The 17,786-nt window shown below is 71.9% G+C and carries 17 protein-coding genes; 14 read left to right on the forward strand and 3 right to left on the reverse strand.

Features of this window, described 5'->3' with window-relative positions; genetic code table 11:
• The first annotated feature begins 14 nt into the window (after positions 1-14).
• From ACFXMG_RS06955 to ACFXMG_RS06970, 4 genes are read left to right on the forward strand one after another with little or no spacing between them, the layout of a single operon-like run.
• Positions 15-2,138, forward strand: a complete 2,124-nt coding sequence (locus tag ACFXMG_RS06955) for a PhoH family protein (protein WP_383821805.1) — start codon at positions 15-17, stop codon at positions 2,136-2,138.
• An 11-nt stretch (positions 2,139-2,149) separates the two neighbouring features.
• A complete protein-coding gene (gene ybeY / locus ACFXMG_RS06960; protein WP_383821808.1) occupies positions 2,150-2,647 on the forward strand; it encodes an rRNA maturation RNase YbeY in 498 nt (165 codons plus the stop codon).
• A 13-nt stretch (positions 2,648-2,660) separates the two neighbouring features.
• Complete coding sequence (locus ACFXMG_RS06965; RefSeq protein ID WP_383821811.1) at positions 2,661-3,968, forward strand: hemolysin family protein; 1,308 nt, start codon at positions 2,661-2,663, stop codon at positions 3,966-3,968.
• Positions 3,965-4,318 (forward strand): MmcQ/YjbR family DNA-binding protein, encoded by a 354-nt coding sequence (locus tag ACFXMG_RS06970; RefSeq protein ID WP_376252231.1) that lies wholly within the window; start codon positions 3,965-3,967, stop codon positions 4,316-4,318. The genes ACFXMG_RS06965 and ACFXMG_RS06970 overlap by 4 nt, the downstream gene beginning before the upstream one ends.
• Before the next feature lie 19 nt (positions 4,319-4,337).
• On the opposite strand, the gene ACFXMG_RS06975 is transcribed toward ACFXMG_RS06970, so the two are convergent.
• Positions 4,338-5,771, reverse strand: coding sequence for an MFS transporter (locus ACFXMG_RS06975; protein ID WP_383821814.1), 1,434 nt, complete (start codon positions 5,769-5,771; stop codon positions 4,338-4,340).
• 157 nt (positions 5,772-5,928) lie between these two features.
• On the opposite strand from ACFXMG_RS06975, the gene ACFXMG_RS06980 reads away from it, so the two are divergent.
• The 7 genes from ACFXMG_RS06980 to ACFXMG_RS07010 all read left to right on the forward strand — a co-directional run bounded on the left by ACFXMG_RS06980 (position 5,929) and on the right by ACFXMG_RS07010 (position 11,795).
• A complete protein-coding gene (locus tag ACFXMG_RS06980) occupies positions 5,929-6,750 on the forward strand; it encodes a helix-turn-helix transcriptional regulator (protein ID WP_383821852.1) in 822 nt (273 codons plus the stop codon).
• Between the two features lie 27 nt (positions 6,751-6,777).
• On the forward strand, positions 6,778-7,140 hold the full coding sequence (locus ACFXMG_RS06985) for a cytidine deaminase (RefSeq protein WP_383821817.1): 363 nt from the start codon (positions 6,778-6,780) through the stop codon (positions 7,138-7,140).
• Between the two features lie 207 nt (positions 7,141-7,347).
• Positions 7,348-7,830 (forward strand): hypothetical protein, encoded by a 483-nt coding sequence (locus ACFXMG_RS06990; RefSeq protein WP_383821820.1) that lies wholly within the window; start codon positions 7,348-7,350, stop codon positions 7,828-7,830.
• 202 nt (positions 7,831-8,032) lie between these two features.
• Positions 8,033-9,370, forward strand: coding sequence for a beta-xylosidase (locus ACFXMG_RS06995; protein WP_383821823.1), 1,338 nt, complete (start codon positions 8,033-8,035; stop codon positions 9,368-9,370).
• Positions 9,371-9,463: 93 nt separating this feature from the next.
• A complete protein-coding gene (locus ACFXMG_RS07000) occupies positions 9,464-10,411 on the forward strand; it encodes a WxL protein peptidoglycan domain-containing protein (protein ID WP_383821826.1) in 948 nt (315 codons plus the stop codon).
• Positions 10,412-10,440: 29 nt separating this feature from the next.
• On the forward strand, positions 10,441-11,400 hold the full coding sequence (era, locus tag ACFXMG_RS07005) for a GTPase Era (RefSeq protein ID WP_383821829.1): 960 nt from the start codon (positions 10,441-10,443) through the stop codon (positions 11,398-11,400).
• 2 nt (positions 11,401-11,402) lie between these two features.
• Complete coding sequence (locus ACFXMG_RS07010) at positions 11,403-11,795, forward strand: hypothetical protein (protein ID WP_383821832.1); 393 nt, start codon at positions 11,403-11,405, stop codon at positions 11,793-11,795.
• Positions 11,796-11,981: 186 nt separating this feature from the next.
• Here ACFXMG_RS07010 and ACFXMG_RS07015 read toward each other — a convergent pair whose 3' ends face one another.
• Together ACFXMG_RS07015 and ACFXMG_RS07020 are read right to left on the reverse strand one after the other, a co-directional pair.
• Positions 11,982-12,233, reverse strand: coding sequence for a protealysin inhibitor emfourin (locus tag ACFXMG_RS07015; protein WP_383821835.1), 252 nt, complete (start codon positions 12,231-12,233; stop codon positions 11,982-11,984).
• Positions 12,234-12,254: 21 nt separating this feature from the next.
• Complete coding sequence (locus ACFXMG_RS07020) at positions 12,255-13,298, reverse strand: M4 family metallopeptidase (RefSeq protein ID WP_383821838.1); 1,044 nt, start codon at positions 13,296-13,298, stop codon at positions 12,255-12,257.
• A gap of 293 nt (positions 13,299-13,591) precedes the next feature.
• On the opposite strand from ACFXMG_RS07020, the gene leuA reads away from it, so the two are divergent.
• The 3 genes from leuA (at position 13,592) to ACFXMG_RS07035 (ending at position 17,780) form a co-directional block, all read left to right on the forward strand.
• Positions 13,592-15,355 (forward strand): 2-isopropylmalate synthase, encoded by a 1,764-nt coding sequence (gene leuA, locus ACFXMG_RS07025; protein ID WP_383821841.1) that lies wholly within the window; start codon positions 13,592-13,594, stop codon positions 15,353-15,355.
• A 228-nt stretch (positions 15,356-15,583) separates the two neighbouring features.
• Positions 15,584-16,960: a choice-of-anchor A family protein gene (locus tag ACFXMG_RS07030; RefSeq protein ID WP_383830526.1), complete on the forward strand. Its 1,377-nt coding sequence runs from the start codon at positions 15,584-15,586 to the stop codon at positions 16,958-16,960.
• Between the two features lie 127 nt (positions 16,961-17,087).
• A complete protein-coding gene (locus ACFXMG_RS07035) occupies positions 17,088-17,780 on the forward strand; it encodes a TerB family tellurite resistance protein (RefSeq protein WP_383830529.1) in 693 nt (230 codons plus the stop codon).
• Positions 17,781-17,786: the final 6 nt, after the last annotated feature.

A 17,786-nucleotide genomic window follows, 5' to 3' on the forward strand; every position in this document is an offset into this window, starting at 1 on the left:
CAGAGGGCCGGCCCATGACGCAGACACCCACAGCTCCCAACGGAACGCCGGGCGAGGCCCGTGCCCACTTCGCGGTGCCCGCCAAGCACCCCATGGTGACCGTCCTCGGCTCCGGCGACTCCCTGCTCCGCGTGATCGAGCAGGCGTTCCCCCGGGCGGACATCCACGTCCGGGGCAATCAGGTCAGCGCGGTCGGCGACGCCGCGGAAGTCGCCCTCATCCAGCGCCTGTTCGACGAGATGATGCTGGTGCTCCGCACCGGACAGCCGATGACGGAGGACGCAGTGGAACGCTCCATCGCCATGCTCAGAGCGAGCGAGAACGGCCAGGCGGAAGCCGGCCAGGAGACCCCGGCCGAGGTGCTCACCCAGAACATCCTCTCCAACCGCGGCCGCACCATCCGCCCCAAGACGCTCAACCAGAAGCGCTACGTCGACGCGATCGACAAGCACACGGTCGTCTTCGGCATCGGCCCCGCCGGCACCGGCAAGACCTACCTGGCCATGGCCAAGGCCGTCCAGGCCCTCCAGTCCAAGCAGGTCACCCGCATCATCCTGACCCGCCCCGCGGTCGAGGCCGGCGAACGCCTCGGCTTCCTCCCCGGCACCCTCTACGAAAAGATCGACCCCTACCTGCGCCCGCTCTACGACGCCCTGCACGACATGCTCGACCCCGACTCCATCCCCAAGCTCATGGCGAGCGGCACGATCGAGGTCGCGCCCCTAGCGTACATGAGGGGCCGGAGTCAACCCGTTTTCACGAATGTTTTGACGCCGGACGGCTGGCGTCCCATCGGGTCCCTGGAGGTCGGCGACCTCGTCATCGGCTCCAACGGCGAGCCCACCCCCGTCCTCGGCGTCTACCCGCAGGGCGAGCGGGACATCTACCGGGTCTCCGCCCAGGACGGCTCCTGGACGCTGTGCTGCGGCGAGCACCTGTGGACGGTCCGTACGGCCTCGGACAAGCGCCGGAACAAGCCGTGGCGGGTCCTGGAGACCCAGGACATGATCGGTAACCTGCGGGCCGCACACGCCCGCCGGTACGAGCTGCCGCTGCTCACCGCGCCCGTGGCCATGCCCGAGCGTGAGGTCCCGATGGATCCGTACGCGCTGGGACTGCTGCTCGGGGACGGCTGCATCTCAAGGGCCGGCACTCCGTCGTTCACTACCGCCGACCCCGAGCTCATCGCTTCCGTAGAGGCTGCGGTTCCCGGAATCAAGGTGCGGGCGCGAGGAGGCTACAACTACCTCATCAACCGTGTGCCCACTCCGGCCGATGGCGAAAGCGGTCTTCTTACACACCCGCTGAAGCAGGCGTTGCGTTCCCTTGACCTGTTCGGCACCAAAGCCCACTCGAAGTTCGTCCCCGACGACTACCTGCACAACACCGCCGAGGTCCGCCTCGCCGTGCTCCAGGGCCTCCTCGACTCCGACGGCGGTCCGGTCACGCAGAAGGACCGCACCTGCCGGATCCAGTACTCGACCGCCTCGATCGTGCTCCGCGACGACGTGATCGCCCTGGTCCAGTCGCTCGGTGGCGTCGCCTACACCCGGCGTCGCAAGGCCGAAGGCCGGGCGAAGAGCAGCACCACACGGGGTGAGTTCCGCTACGACTCCCACATCGTCGACATCCGCCTCCCCGAAGGCATCGAGCCCTTCCGGCTCGCCCGCAAGCGGGACGCCTACCACGCGGCCGGCGGCGGCGGTCGGCCGATGCGGTTCATCGACTCCATCGAGCCCGCCGGGCGCGAGGAGACCGTCTGCATCCAGGTCGCGGCCGAGGACTCGCTGTACGTCACGCAGGACTACCTGCTGACGCACAACACGCTCAACGACGCGTTCATCATCCTCGACGAGGCGCAGAACACGAGTCCCGAGCAGATGAAGATGTTCCTCACGCGGCTGGGGTTCGACTCGAAGATCGTCATCACCGGTGACGTGACGCAGGTCGACCTGCCGAACGGGACGAAGAGCGGGCTGCGGCAGGTGCAGGACATTCTGGAGGGCGTCGAGGACGTCCACTTCTCGCGGCTCACGTCGCACGATGTCGTCCGGCACAAGCTCGTCGGCCGTATCGTCGACGCGTACGAGAAGTACGACAGCGCCAACGAGCAGCGCACCGGCCGCAACGGGAAGTAGAAGCACCGCACATGTCGATCGACGTCAACAACGAGTCCGGCACCGAGGTCGACGAGCAGGCGATCCTGGACATCGCCCGCTACGCCCTCGGGCGCATGCGGATCCACCCGCTCTCCGAGCTCTCGGTGATCGTGGTGGACGCGGAGGCGATGGAGCAGCTCCACATCCAGTGGATGGACCTCCCCGGACCGACGGACGTCATGTCCTTCCCGATGGACGAGCTGCGCCCGCCGGCCAAGGACGACGAGGAGCCCCCGCAGGGGCTCCTCGGCGACATCGTGCTCTGCCCCGAGGTCGCCAAGCAGCAGGGCGAGGACGCCCCCACGAAGCACTCCATGGACGAGGAGCTCCAGCTCCTCACCGTCCACGGCGTCCTCCACCTGCTGGGCTACGACCACGAGGAGCCGGACGAGAAGGCCGAGATGTTCGGCCTCCAGGCGGCGATCGTCGACGGCTGGCGCGCCGAGAAGGGCCTCACCGGCCCGTCCCCCGCCCCGACCGTCAACTGACCCCGCGCGCCCGATGAGCATTCAGCTGATCCTCGGCGCGGTCGCCCTGGTCGTCGTCGCCTGGCTCGCCGCCTGCGCCGAGGCCGGGCTCGCCCGTGTCTCCAGCTTCCGCGCCGCCGAGGCCGTCCGCTCCGGGCGGCGCGGCGCCGAGAAGCTCTCCCAGGTCGCCGCCGACCCCACCCGCTACCTCAACGTGGCGCTGCTCGTCCGCGTCGCCTGCGAGATGGCCGCCGGCGTCCTCGTCACCTACGCCTGCCTGGAGTACTTCCCCGAGACCTGGGAGGCGCTGCTCGTCGCGATCGGCGTGATGGTCCTGGTGAGTTACGTGGCCGTCGGCGTCTCGCCGCGCACCATCGGCCGCCAGCACCCGCTGAACACGGCGACCGCCGCCGCGTACGTCCTCCTGCCGCTGGCCCGGATCATGGGCCCGATCCCGCAGCTGCTGATCCTCATCGGCAACGCGCTGACGCCGGGCAAGGGCTTCCGCAAGGGCCCCTTCGCCTCCGAGGCCGAGCTGCGGGCGATGGTCGACCTCGCCGAGCAGGAGTCCCTCATCGAGGACGACGAGCGCCGGATGGTGCACTCGGTCTTCGAGCTGGGCGACACCCTGGTCCGCGAGGTGATGGTGCCCAGGACCGACCTCATCTGCATCGAGCGGTACAAGACCGTCCGGCAGGCCCTCACCCTCGCCCTGCGCTCCGGTTTCTCCCGGATCCCGGTGACGGGGGAGAACGAGGACGACATCGTCGGGATCGTGTACCTGAAGGACCTGGTCCGCAAGACGCACATCAACCGCGACGCCGAGGCCGACCTGGTCTCCACCGCGATGCGCGCGGCCGCCTTCGTCCCCGACACCAAGAACGCGGGCGACCTGCTGCGCGAGATGCAGCAGGAGCGCAACCACGTCGCCGTCGTCATCGACGAGTACGGCGGCACGGCCGGCATCGTCACCATCGAGGACATCCTGGAGGAGATCGTCGGCGAGATCACCGACGAGTACGACCGGGAGCTGCCGCCGGTCCAGGAGCTCGGCGACGACCGCCACCGGGTCACCGCCCGCCTCGACATCGGCGACCTGGGCGAGCTGTACGGCTTCGGCCCCGACGAGTTCGACGACGAGGACGTGGAGACCGTCGGCGGTCTGCTCGCCAAGGCCCTCGGCCGCGTCCCGATCTCCGGCGCCTCTGCCGTCGTCGCCCTGCCGGACGGACGGGAGCTGCGGCTGACCGCCGAGGCCCCGGCCGGCCGCCGGAACAAGATCGTCACCGTGCTCGTCGAGCCGGTCGTCCCGGCCGGAGCGGAGGGGAAGGGCCAGGAATGACCCCGGACCGGCTGCGCGCCTTCTGCCTGGAGTTCAACGACGCCACCGAGGAGTTCCCCTTCGGGCCCGACACCTCGGTCTTCAAGGTGGCGGGGAAGCTCTTCGCGCTCTCCTGGCTCGACGGCGAGCCGCTGCGGGTCAATCTCAAGTGCGATCCGGAGGACGCCGTACGGCTCCGCGAGGAGTACCCGGCGATCACCCCCGGCTATCACATGAACAAGCGGCACTGGAACACGGTCGAGGTGGCCGGGCTCCCGGACCGGATGGTCCGGGAGCTCATCGAGGACTCGTACGACCTGGTCGTCGCCGGACTGCCGAAGGCGGTACGGCTCCGCCTCGACCGGCCGTAGCCCTCACCCCCGGTGGTGCTCACCGGGCGCGCCGCAGGCCCAGGGCGATCAGGACCGCCGCGCCCAGCACGATCGCCGCGTCCAGCGCGATGACCGTGCGCACCCCGTCGTACAGGCTGTCGCCGGTGGTGGCGAGGACGCCGAAGAGCGGGATGCCGACGGTCAGGCCGACCTGCTGGGTGGTGGTGACCAGGCCGGTCGCCAGGCCCTGCTGCTCGTCGGGGACGCCGGAGGTGACGGTGACGCCGTACGAGATGATCGCGACCAGGTGGAACATCGAGGCCACCGAGACGGCGACGGTGGCGAGGACCGCGCCCGAGCCGGAGCTGATGCCCAGCAGGGCGGTGCCGAAGAGGCCCTGCCCGGCGAGGCCGGCGGCCAGGGTGCGGCGGGCGCCGAAGCGGCCGATCAGGCGGGGCGCGAGGGTGCCGGCGAGGACCGACACGACGCCCTGGGCGCCGAAGACCAGACCGGTGGCGAAGCTGGACAGCCCCAGGGTCTCCTGGAAGTACAGGGTCAGCACGAAGATGAGGGTCGACATCATCGAGAAGGTGACGAGCCCGCCCAGGTTGCCGAAGGCGACGGTGCGCCTGCGCAGCATCGGCAGGGACACCAGCGGGGCGGCGCTGCGGGACTCGACGACCACGAAGGCGATGAGCAGCGTGACGCCTGCGACCAGGGTGACCAGGACGTCCGCGCCGCCGAAGCCGCGCTCGGCGGCGGTCGACAGGGCGTAGATCAGGGACAGCAGACCGCCGGTGACGGTCACCGCGCCGGGCACGTCGAGCCGGGGCCGCTCGGGGGTGCGGGACTCGGCGAGCAGCCGGGGCGCGAAGGGCAGCACCAGGGCGCTGAAGAGGGCGAGCAGGCCCATGGTGGAGCGCCAGCCGAGGGTGTCGGTCATGACGCCGCCGAGGACCATGCCGACGGTGAAGCCGAGCGAGAGCAGGGTGCCGGAGATGCCGAGCGCCCGCTCGCGCAGCGGGCCCTCGGGGAAGGTGGTGGTCAGCAGGGACATGCCGGTCGGGACGATCGCGGCGGCGCCGACGCCCTGGAGGGCGCGGGCGGCGAGGAAGACGGCGGGGCTCCAGGCGAAGGTGGCGAGGACGGAGGCCGCGCCGAAGACCGCGAGGCCCGTGAGGAACAGCTTCTTGCGCCCGTAGAGGTCGCCGATCCGCCCGAAGAGCAGCAGGAAGCCGCCGGACGGCAGGGCGAAGGCGGTGACGGCCCACTGGAGGGCCGAGGGGCTGAGCCCGAGGTCGGCGCCGAGCGCGGGCAGGGCGACGTTCAGGACGGAGAAGTCCAGCGACACCATGAACTGGGCGGCGCACAGCACGATCAGGACGAGCCGGGCGCGGCCGGTGAGCGCGGGGGCCGGCGGCTTGGGTGTGGTGGCGGGCGCGGACGGGGGAGTGGACGGAGGGGAGGAGGGGGGAGGGGACACGGTTGCCATGCCCACGACTCTCGTGGCCGGGGAACAACGCTGGGGAGCGGGAACTTATCCTGTTGGTCGTACCACCAGGCGTCCGGGGGAGGAAGCACACGTGGTCACAGCGCTGGAGAGCGCGGGCGGCAAGGCGCACCGACTGGCCGAGCTGCGGGAGTTCCTGATGAGCCGCCGGGCCCGGGTGAGCCCCGCGGAGGCCGGTCTGCCGGACGGCGGCGCCCGGCGCCGCACGCCGGGGCTGCGTCGCGAGGAGGTCGCCGTCCTCGCCGGGGTCGGGGTGTCCTGGTACCAGTGGCTGGAGCAGGGCCGCGACATCACCGTCTCGCCGCAGGTCCTCGACGCCGTGGCGCGGGTGCTGCGACTCAGCCCGGCGGAGCGCCGTCATCTGTACGTCCTGGCGGGGCTGAACCCGCCGGCGCCTGAGGTCGATCCGGGGGCGCGGGACATGTGCCACGGGCTGCGGCGGCTGATCGAGGCGTGGATGCCGTTCCCGGCGCACATCATGGACGTCTACTGGAACACGGTCATGTACAACGACTCGGCGGCGATCGTGCTCGGGATGCGGCCGGAGATCGTCCAGAACTGCCTGGTCTCCTTCTTCACGGACGCGATCTACCGGTCGCGGGCGAGCGGCTGGGAGGAGATCGCGCCGACGGTGGTGGCGCAGTTCCGGGCCGCGTGCTCGGAGAGCCCGGAGGACGAGGGGTTCCGGGCGGTGGTCGAGGAGGCCAGGGAGGCGAGTCCCGAGTTCGCGGAGCTGTGGGAGCAGCGGGACGTCATGCCGGGCGGCCAGACCCGCAAGGTCCTGGAGCACCCGCTGGCGGGCCCGCTCCATCTGGAGGCCACGCAGCTGCGGGTGCCGGCCCGTCCGGACCTGGTGATCGTGCTGCACACGCCGCTGCCGGAGGAGGGGACGGCCGCGAAGCTGGAGTGGCTGGTCTCGCCGGAGGGGCGGCGGGGGGCGATGTACCCGCTGGCGGGCTGACCGGGTGCCCCGACCTATGCTCGGTCCATGACACTCAGCAGTGAGCACGGCGACCTCGGCGCCGAGGACCTGAAGATCATCACGCTGGCGCGCAGCGCCCGCGCCCGCAACGGCGTGCCCGAGGGCGCGGCCGTACGGGACGAGACCGGCCGCACCTACGTGGCGGGCACGGTGGAGCTGGAGTCGCTGAAGCTGAGCGCGCTGCGGACGGCCGTGGCGATGGCCGTGGCCAGCGGGGCGCGGTCGCTGGAGGCGGCGGCCGTGGTGTCCAGCGCCGAGGCCGCGTCGGACGAGGACCGGGCGGCCGTGCGGGACCTGGGGGGCCCGGGGACGCCGGTGCTGCTCGCGGGCCCGGACGGGCTGCTGCGCGCGGCGGTCACCGCGGGCTGAGCGCCGCTGTGAGGTGAGTGGGGTCCGGCCACGGCCGGGCCCTTGCGCGTTTGTGAAGGATCTCCGCGACTTCTCTTGCCTTCCCGTGCCGTCTGCGTCTCAATAGGCGGCGGACGGTCCGACGGACCGTCAGATCCACCGGTATTCCGCCAATCCACGCAGCGCCCGCACCCCTGCGTTCGTCATCGGAAGGGGTACGAACTCGCCATGAGAAGAAGCACTCTAGGGGCGGCCGGGGCGCTCGCCGCGGGCCTCGCCACCATGTCGCTCGCCTTCGCCCCCACGGCGTCCGCCGCCGTCTCGCCGGGCTCGGCGACGGCCACGTACGACTGTGGGAGCTGGGGTGGCGGCACCGCCACGATCACCATGACCCACTCGGGGAGCACGGCCCAGGTCTGGATCACGGCCCCGGTCACCACGCCGGTCGCCGTCGGCGCGGACACGATCAACTCCACCTTCACCCTGGACAACTCCACGGGTCCCGACCGGGTCTTCACCGGGAAGAAGAACCCGGCGATCCCGGCGGGCGGCACGGCGAACCTGGGTCCGCTGACCGCCACCCCGGTGGTCGCGGGCGACCGGCTCAACTCGTACTTCGCCGGCACCGCCCTCAAGCTGGTGATCTTCGGCGTCACGGTGAACTGCGACGCGCTGACGTCGCAGTCCCCGGGGAACTTCGTCATCAGCTGATCCACCGCACACCCGTGACCGGTGCCGCCCCGAGGGCGGCGCCGGTCTTCGGCGTGTGCACCGACATTCCGGAGAAGTCCGCACAACGCCCGATCCTGCCATTATCTGATGGGTCATCAGTCGATGGCGTCCGTCGTTATTGACTTCTCTCGCCCCTCAGCCGTCAATGGCGCCCTCTCGACCCTCAGGAGGGGGCACTCACATGGCATTCACCCGAACCCGGGCGGCGGCCCGAAGACGGCGGTGGACCGCCGTTCTCGGCGCCACCGCCCTCGCGTTCGCGGCCGGCGGCGCGCTCGCCGCCCCGGCGCAGGCGGTCGGCTCCGCGCAGTCGGTGCAGTTCCAGACCCGCTGCATCCCGCCGCCCATCGCCGGCATCCCGCCCATCGAGGGCACCACCACCGCGGTGGTCTCGGTCGACAACCCCACCCCCAAGGTCGGGGACACGGTCAAGGTGACCTACGCGATCACCAAGCCCGCCGCGTCGAACCCGGTCGACCTCGCGCTCCCGGCCGACATCCTCACCCCGAGCGGCAAGGTCGTCCTCGGCGGCGCCCAGACCGGCACGGTCAGCGTCACCGGCCCCAAGAAGAACCCGCCGGTCCCCGGCAAGGGCGCCTTCCCGGGCTTCTCCATGACCGGCTCGTTCACGGTCACCAAGGCCGGCGCGATCACCCTCTCGCCGGGCGACTACAACATCCACACCAGCTACATCATGGAGCTGGACACCCCCTGTACGGTGCTCAACCCGCCCGCCCCCGTCTCCGAGACGGTCCAGGCCGGCGACCAGCCCGTGCCCAACGCGCGGACCCTCGCCCTCGGCACCGCCTCCGGCGCCCCCGGCGTCCGGGTCACCGTCACCGGCGCCAAGTTCACCCCGCTCGCCCAGGTGACCGTGGTCGCCCGCGCCGGGGCCGCGGAGACCGCCGACCGGATGACGGTCACCACCGACAGCGAGGGCGGCTTCGTCGCCCGGCTCAAGGTGAACGACCTGGCCACCACCGGGATCGTCGCGTACGAGGGCGGCTCCTGGAACGCGGAGAAGGGCGCCGGCCCGATCCCGTACCAGGTCGTCGACGACACCCCGACCCCGCCGAACAGCCAGAAGATCACCGCCACGGTCAAGGCGGGCGAACTGTCCATGACCCAGGCCGGTGACGCCGTCTCGCTCTCGGCGGTCGACTTCGGCCAGGGCGGAGCGGCCACCGGAGCCCTCCAGACGGTGACGGTCAAGGACTTCCGCGGCGGCCCCGCGGGCTGGTCCGTGACCGGCAAGGTCACCGACTTCACCGGCCCCGGCGGAGCCATCGGCGCCGACCGGCTCAGCTGGACCCCGGCCTGCGTCGCCAAGGAGGGCAGCCCCAGCGCCTGCACGGCCGGCACCGCCGGACCCGTCGGCACCGGAGCGACCCTCGCCTCCACGGCGAACGGCACGGTCACCGGAGGCGAGTTCACCGTCGACGCCCAGCTCGCGCTGGACGTCCCGGCGTTCACCGCCCCCGGCGCCTACGCGGGCGTGCTCACGCTGACCCTGTCCTGACAGCGGCCGAAGGGCCGGCCGGGCGCACCTTCCCGGCCGGCCCCGAGGCCGCTCACCCACGTCTCCCCACCGCACCCCCGGGGGTTCCGCACCGTGCGACGCAAGCTGTACGTCCTCCTCCTGAGCGCCGCCCTGCTGCTCCTCGGGGCCCCGGCCGCCCAGGCCGCCGAGAACGGCGAGTGGGCCGTCTACCCGGCCGCCGCCCGGCTCGGCGAGCGCCCCTACTACTTCCTCACCGCCGACCCCGGCACCACCCTCCGCGACAAGGTCACCGTCGCCAACAAGACCGCCGCCCCGCTCACCTTCCGGCTCTACGGCGCCGACGCCTACAACACCGAGCGCGACGGCGGCTTCGCCATCCGCACCCTGAAGGAGGAGCAGACCGGCGCCGGCGCCTGGATCGAGCCCGACCGCACCACGGTCACCGTCCCGGCCCGCTCCGCCGTCACCGTCCCCTTCACCCTCACCGTCCCCGCCGACGCCGTCCCCGGCGACCACCCCGGCGCCGTCGTCGCCCTCGACGAGCGGATCACCCCCGCGGGCGGGGGCAGCGTCGCCATGGGCGTCCAGCGGGCCGTCGCCGCCCGCGTCTACCTCAAGGTCAGCGGCCCCGCCGTGCCCGCGCTCGCCGTCGAGGACGTCGTCCTGGAGCAGGACCGGCCGGTCGTCCCCGGCACCCGGGAGAGCGTCGCCCTCGTCACGTACACCCTCCACAACCGGGGCAACGTCACGCTCAACCCCAAGGTCGTCCTCTCCGCCGAGGGGCTCTTCGGGCGGACCCTGCTCGACCGCGACCTCGCCCAGGTGCCGTCCGAGCTGCTGCCCCGGCAGCGGATCCGGCTGACCGAGAAGTGGATCGGCTCGCCGCAGCTCGACTGGGGCGAGGTGACCCTCGTCGCCACCGCCAAGGACGTCCGCGAGAGCGCCGGAGTCTCCTTCCTCGCCCTGCCCTGGCTCGTCGCCGGAGTGCTGGTCCTGGGCGCCGGCGGCGGCCTCGCGGGGTGGCGGATCCGGCGCCGCGGGGCCCGGCCGGGACACTGAGTGCGTGGCGGGGCCGCTCATCGGGGACAATGGCCCCCATGAGCGTGCGCAGTGATGAGACCGATGAGAACACCGCCCCCCACCGGGCGGGCTTCGCCTGCTTCGTCGGGCGCCCCAACGCGGGCAAGTCCACCCTCACGAACGCTCTGGTCGGTCAGAAGGTGGCGATCACCTCCAACCGCCCCCAGACCACCCGGCACACCGTGCGCGGCATCGTGCACCGCCCGGACGCCCAGCTGATCCTGGTCGACACCCCCGGGCTCCACAAGCCGCGCACCCTCCTCGGCGAGCGGCTCAACGACATCGTCCGCACCACCTGGGCCGAGGTCGACGTGATCGGCTTCTGCCTGCCCGCCGACCAGAAGCTCGGCCCCGGCGACCGCTTCATCGCCAAGGAGCTCGCCGAGATCAAGAAGACCCCCAAGGTCGCCATCGTCACCAAGACCGACCTGGTGGACTCGAAGACCCTCGCCGAGCAGCTGATCGCCATCGACCAGCTCGGCCGGGAGCTCGGCATCGAGTGGGCCGAGATCGTGCCCGTCTCCGCCGTCGGCGACAAGCAGGTCCAGCTCGTCGCCGACCTGCTCATCCCGCTCCTGCCGAAGTCCCCGCCGCTCTACCCGGAGGGCGACCTCACGGACGAGCCGGAGCAGGTCATGGTCGCCGAGCTGATCCGCGAGGCCGCGCTCGAAGGCGTACGGGACGAGCTGCCGCACTCCATCGCGGTCGTCGTCGAGGAGATGATCCCGCGCGAGGGCCGCCCCGCCGACCGGCCGCTGCTCGACATCCACGCCAACGTGTACATCGAGCGCCCCAGCCAGAAGGGCATCATCATCGGCCCCAAGGGCAGCCGCCTGAAGGAGGTCGGGATGAAGTCCCGCAAGCACATCGAGGCCCTCCTCGGCACCCCGGTCTTCCTCGACCTGCACGTCAAGGTCGCCAAGGACTGGCAGCGCGACCCCAAGCAGCTCCGCCGCCTGGGCTTCTAGCCGTGCTCGACGAGGCGACGGCCCGTTTCGTCGACGGGGCGACCGCCCTGCCGCCCGCCGCCCTCGCGACGGCCTTCGACCGGATGGTCGACGGCCGGAGCACGGGCGGCCGGGAGGCCAGCCACGCGGCGTCGCCGTCGGCGGCCCAGAACTCCGTGCTGAACCACCGCGTCCGCGCCGCCCTCCTGCCCCGCGCCGACGAGCTCGACGGGCACCTCACCGGACTGCACTCCGACGCGATCGCGGCCGTCGGCATCGCCTCCCGCGCGGTCCTCAAGCGCGCGAGGCTCACCCCGGAGCAGTACGCCCTCCTCGTCACGCCCTTCACCGACCTGGGCGTCCCCGCCCCGGCGCACCCGGCCCTCGACCCGCCCGGAGACGGCGTGCCGGCATGACGCCGTGACGCTGATCATCAAAGGGGCGGCCTGAAGGACAGCAGGAAGCTGCCCGAGGGCCCGCTGCTCGTCGCCGTCCGTCAGGGCGCGGGCGACTGGTCCCTGGAGGTCCGGGAGCCCCGGGAGCCCGAGGAGAGCAAGCCCCGCGGCCTCTGGCGCCGTCTGTTCCGGTCCTAGGCGAAACGCCTAGGCGCCCTCCTTGAGGACCCGCGTCACGAGGGTCCGCTGCGCCTCCGTCAGGTGGGGGTCGGCGCAGCGGACCGTCCGGCCGTCGATCGTGATCTCGTAGGCGAAGCCGTCCGGGACGCCCCGGGTGCCCTCCGGAGCCGCCGCCAGGACGGCGGAGGCCAGGGACTGCCACTCGGGGCCCGAGACCTCCACCTCCGCCGACCGCTCGATGCCCGCGAAACCACCGGTGCGCCGCACTCGAATCCGCATGGGCCCTGTCTACCAGCCCGCTCAGTCGGTCGGTACGCCCACGGCCGCCCACGCCTTCATGACGGCCTGGATCTCGGCCGCGTCGCCGTACCGCGCCCTCGCCGCCGCCACCGTCGCCGCCGCGAACTCGGTGAAGCGGGTCTCGGGGGCGAGCGTCCCGCCCGTCATGACGTCGTACCAGATCCGCCCGGCCCGCTCCCAGCTGTTGCCGCCCAGCTCGGTCGCCACCAGGTAGAAGGCGTGGTTCGGGATGCCGGAGTTGATGTGCACCCCGCCGTTGTCCCGGCCGGTGCGCACGTAGTCGTCCATGTGGGCCGGCTGCGGGTCCTTGCCGAGCACGTCGTCGTCGTACGCGGTCCCCGGCGCCTTCATCGAGCGCAGCGCGGTCCCCTCCACGTCCGGGTGGAAGAGGCCCTCGCCGATCAGCCAGTCGGCCTGTTCGACGCTCTGGCCGAGCGCGTGCTGCTTCACCAGGGCGCCGAAGACGTCGGAGACGGACTCGTTGAGCGCGCCGGACTGGCTGAAGTACTCCAGGTTCGCCGTGTACTGGGTGAAGCCGTGCGCCAGTTCGTGCGCGATGACGTCCACCGGCAGGGTGAAGTCGAGGAAGATCTCGTCGTCGCCGTCGCCGAACACCATCTGCTCGCCGTTCCAGAAGGCGTTGCCGTACTTCTCGTCGTAGTGGACGGTCGCGAGCAGCGGCAGCCCGGCGCCGTCCATCGAGTCGCGCCCGAAGGCGTCCCGGAAGAGCGCGAAGGTGGCGCCGAGGCCCGCGTAGGCCCGGTTGACGGTGGCGTCGGCGGTCGCCTCCTCGCCCTCGTCGCGGACCTTCACACCGGGCAGTTCGGTACGCCGCTGGGCGTCGTACACGGTGCGGCGCGGGGCCGCGGGCTCGGCCGGGGTACCGGCGGGGGCGGCGGCCGGGCGGGGGAGGACGCGGGCGGTGCGGGCCGAGGCGTCGGCGATGAGGGTGCGGCGGGCGGCGGCGGCGACGGCGGGGTTCTCCGAGGCCGCGAGGTGCTCCAGGAGGTGGGGCGGCACGATCGCGCAGAAGGGGGAGGTCATGCCTCGAATCTGGCACTCCGTGACGGTCGTGTCACGAGTTGCGACGAGGATTGGCGAAATGGAGTGATGAGTCACCTTTCGGCCTTGACGGCAGGGCCGTCCCGCATACTGAAACGGACGTCCGCCTTTCCCGGCCCTGGGCTATGGTGACGCACATCATGCGTTTCGGGCTGCTTCTCCTTAGCTGCCGCGGCGAGGGCCTGTAGTCGTAGGCCGACCCCCTCCCCGCGGGTTTCGGTGTTGCGTTCGACAGTCGGCCGTCCCCCGTGAAGGACCCCGAGGAGCCCTACGCAATGTCCCAGTCTCCGTTCGTCAGCCGTCCGACGCCGATCACCAACGCGACGCACGAGCAGAAGCCGTCCGGCATGCCGATCCACAAGTACGGCCGCTACGAGGCCGTCGAGATCCCGGACCGCACCTGGCCCGAGCAGCGCATCACCAAGGCGCCCCGCTGGCTCTCCACCGACCTGCGCGACGGCAACCAGGCCCTGATCGACCCGATGTCCCCGGCCCGCAAGCGCGAGATGTTCGACCTGCTGGTACGCCTGGGCTACAAGGAGATCGAGGTCGGCTTCCCGTCCTCCGGCGAGACCGACTTCGCCTTCGTCCGCTCCATCATCGAAGAGGGCGCGATCCCGGACGACGTCACCATCTCCGTCCTGACCCAGGCCCGCGAGGACCTGATCGAGCGGACCGTGGAGTCCCTGGTCGGCGCCCACCGCGCCACCGTCCACCTGTACAACGCCACCGCGCCGACCTTCCGCCGGGTCGTCTTCCGCGGCTCCAAGGACGACATCAAGCAGATCGCCGTCGACGGCACCCGCCTGGTGATGGAGTACGCCGAGAAGCTGCTGGGCCCGGAGACCACCTTCGGCTACCAGTACAGCCCCGAGATCTTCACCGACACCGAGCTGGACTTCGCCCTGGAGGTCTGCGAGGCCGTCTGCGACGTCTGGCAGCCCGGCCCCGGCCGCGAGATCATCCTCAACCTGCCCGCCACCGTGGAGCGTTCGACCCCCTCCACCCACGCGGACCGCTTCGAGTGGATGTCCCGGAACCTGACCCGCCGCGAGCACGTCTGCCTGTCGGTCCACCCGCACAACGACCGCGGCACCGCCGTCGCCGCCGCCGAACTGGCCATCATGGCCGGCGCCGACCGCATCGAGGGCTGCCTGTTCGGGCAGGGCGAGCGCACCGGCAACGTCGACCTGGTCACCCTGGGCATGAACCTCTTCAGCCAGGGCGTCGACCCGCAGATCGACTTCTCGCAGATCGACGAGATCCGCCGCACCAGCGAGTACTGCAACCAGATGGAGGTCCACCCGCGCCACCCCTACGCGGGCGACCTGGTCTACACCGCCTTCTCCGGCTCCCACCAGGACGCCATCAAGAAGGGCTTCGACGCGATGGAGGCCGACGCGGCCGCCCAGGGCAAGACCGTCGACGACATCGAGTGGGCCGTCCCGTACCTGCCCATCGACCCCAAGGACGTCGGCCGCTCCTACGAGGCCGTCATCCGGGTCAACTCGCAGTCCGGCAAGGGCGGCATCGCGTACGTCCTGAAGAACGACCACAAGCTGGACCTGCCCCGCCGGATGCAGATCGAGTTCTCCCGGATCATCCAGGCCAAGACCGACGCCGAGGGCGGCGAGGTCACCCCGGCCGCGATCTGGTCCGTCTTCCAGGACGAGTACCTGCCCAACCCGGAGAACGCCTGGGGCCGCATCCAGCTGCGCTCCGGCCAGTCCACCTCGGACACCGACGGCACCGACACGCTGAAGGTCGAGGCGGTCGTCGACGGCGTCGAGACCGTCCTGACCGGTTCCGGCAACGGCCCGATCTCCGCCTTCTTCGCCGCCCTCCAGTCGGTCGGCGTGGACGCCCGCCTGCTGGACTACCAGGAGCACACGATGAGCGAGGGCGCCTCCGCGCAGGCCGCCTCGTACATCGAGTGCGCCATCGACGGACGGGTGCTGTGGGGCATCGGCATCGACGCCAACACCACCCGCGCCTCCCTGAAGGCGGTCATCTCGGCGGTCAACCGCTCCGCGCGCTGACCTCACGCTCCGTACGGCGCCCCGCCCCCTCCGTGAGGGGGCGGGGCGCCGTCGCGTGTGAGGTGCGTCACGGTTTCAGGCTCGCTTAAGGAAGATCATGGCGACATGACGGAATCGGCGTCATATGGGGGGAGTTGACGGCACATCAAGGTCTGACGGATGGTACAGACCATCCCCCCCGGGCCCCCCACGCCTCCCCTCCCCGTACTCCCTGACCTGGAGTTCCGCATGCGCACGTCCGCTGCCGTGGCCACCGTCCTCGCGGTGACCGGAGCCGCCCTCGCCTGGGCACCCGCCGCTTCCGCCGCCACCACCGAGTGCGCGCCGCATCCGCTCGGCACGGCCGGGCTGTACGCGGAGTTCGTCGAGCGGGACTCGGTACGCCACTCGGACTCCGAGGGCGCGGTGGCGGTCGGCGGCGACGCGACGTTCGGCGACCCGGCGCAGCCCTCCGGCTTCTCGGTCGGCTACCAGCTGACCCCCGGCGACCTCGCGAAGCTCCCCGGCGGCCACAGCCTCGTCGTCGGCGGCACCCTCTCCGCCAACCAGGTCGTCATCACCAAGGGCACCGGCATCGCCGGCAAGGTCGTGAACGCCTCCGGCGGGAAGAACTTCGGCGTCGACGGCCCGATCACCGAGGGCGCCTCCCCGGTCGACTTCGGCAAGGAGTTCGCGGGCCTGCGCGCCCGCTCCGCCGGCTGGGCGGCCGAGAAGCCCAACGGCACGGTCTCCGCCTCCGGCGACGGCCTCTTCCTCACCGGCACGGACAGCGGGCTCAACGTCTTCGCGGTGGACGCCGCCGACCTCCAGAAGGCCCGCTCGATCACCCTGGACGTCCCGGTCGGCGCCTCGACCCTGGTGAACGTGCTCGGCGCCACGTACGACATGAGCGCGAACGCCACCTACGGCGTCTACTACAAGAACCTCTCCGGCGGCCCGGCCGTCGTCGACGACTACAACGTGCCGGACCCGGCCTACCGGACCATCCGCTCCAAGCTGCTGTGGAACTTCCCGCAGGCCACCACGGTGAAGAAGAACTACACCTCCTGGCCCGGCACGATCCTGGCGCCGAACGCCACCGTCCACATAGGCGGCCCCGGCGTCGGCCCCGGCCACGTCAACGGCGCGGTCATCGCCAAGGACCTCGTCACCGTCCCCGGCGCCGAGACGCACCAGATGACCTTCGCCGGCTGCCTCCCCGGGGAGACCACGCCCGGCCCGGTCGTCACCCCGGAGACCCCGAAGCCGACCGACACCCCGGTCCCCACACCGCCGGCCACCACCGAGCCGCCCGCCGCCACCACCTCGGCCCCGGCGCCCACCACCTCCGCCCCCGGCACCCCCGAGACCACCTCGCCGGCGCCCTCCGGGACCGTCTCGGAGTCGCCCTCGGAAGCGCCCTCCGGCACCCCCTCCGCGAGCACCGCTCCCGCCGGGACCCCGGACGAGACCGGGCCGACGCCCGCCCCCTCCGCGACCACCCCGGAGGGTGATCTCGCGTCGACGGGTTCGGCCATCGGGCCCGGGGTCATCGGGGCGGCGGTCGGCGCGCTGGTGCTCGGCGGAGGCTTCCTGGCCTTCGCGAAGCGGCGCCGCCGGGCCTGAAACCCCGGTGTCGTGTCTCGGCCAACTCCGGTGCGAAGTACGGACGAGGTGCTGACGTCACATCAAGGATGTGGCTAACATCACGCCAACGCACCGGCAGTGCAGCCGGGCCGTTGAGGAGGTGCGCGTGCGTTCTGCCCGGAAAACGCGTGGTGGGAAGCTGACCGTCTGCGGCATCCGCACCTCCTGGAACACCATCGGCGACGGCGAGTTCTTCTGCGAGGAGTGCGGCGGCGACCGGAACTACCGGCGCCGCACCGGCCGCCGCCGGTTCGCCGTCCTCGGCGTCCCGCTCCTGCCCCGGGGCTGTACCGGCCCGGTCGTGGAGTGCGCCGCCTGCCACACCCACTTCGGCACCGAGGTGCTGGAGCGGCCGACCACCGGCCGCTTCTCCGGGATGCTGCGGGACGCCGTCCACACCGTCGCCCTCGCCGTCCTCGCGGCCGGCGGCACCGGCTCCCGCGAGGTCCTCGACCGGGCTGTGCACGCCGTCCGGTCCGCCGGGTACGCCGACTGCACGGCCGTCCAGCTCGTCGACCTGGTCGAGGCGCTGGAGGCCGACACCGGGCGGTTCATGCCCGAGATCAACCCCGAGGGCGCCCTCCTCGCCATCGAGATCCACGAGGCCGTCGCCCCGCTCACCCCGCACCTGGAGCCCGCCGGACGCGAGGCGCTGCTGCTCCAGGCCGCCCGGATCGCGCTGGCCGACGGCGGCTACAGCCCGGCCGAGCAGGAGGTCCTGGGCACCGTGGGCACGGCGCTCGGCCTCCCGCCCGAGGACGTCCTGCGGCTCCTCGCCTCCGCCCGTACGGTCTCCTAGGGCGTC

Origin of the sequence: Streptomyces sp. NPDC059201 (assembly GCF_042754585.1) — a bacterium.
In the GTDB taxonomy this organism is placed as follows: Bacteria; Actinomycetota; Actinomycetes; order Streptomycetales; family Streptomycetaceae; genus Streptomyces.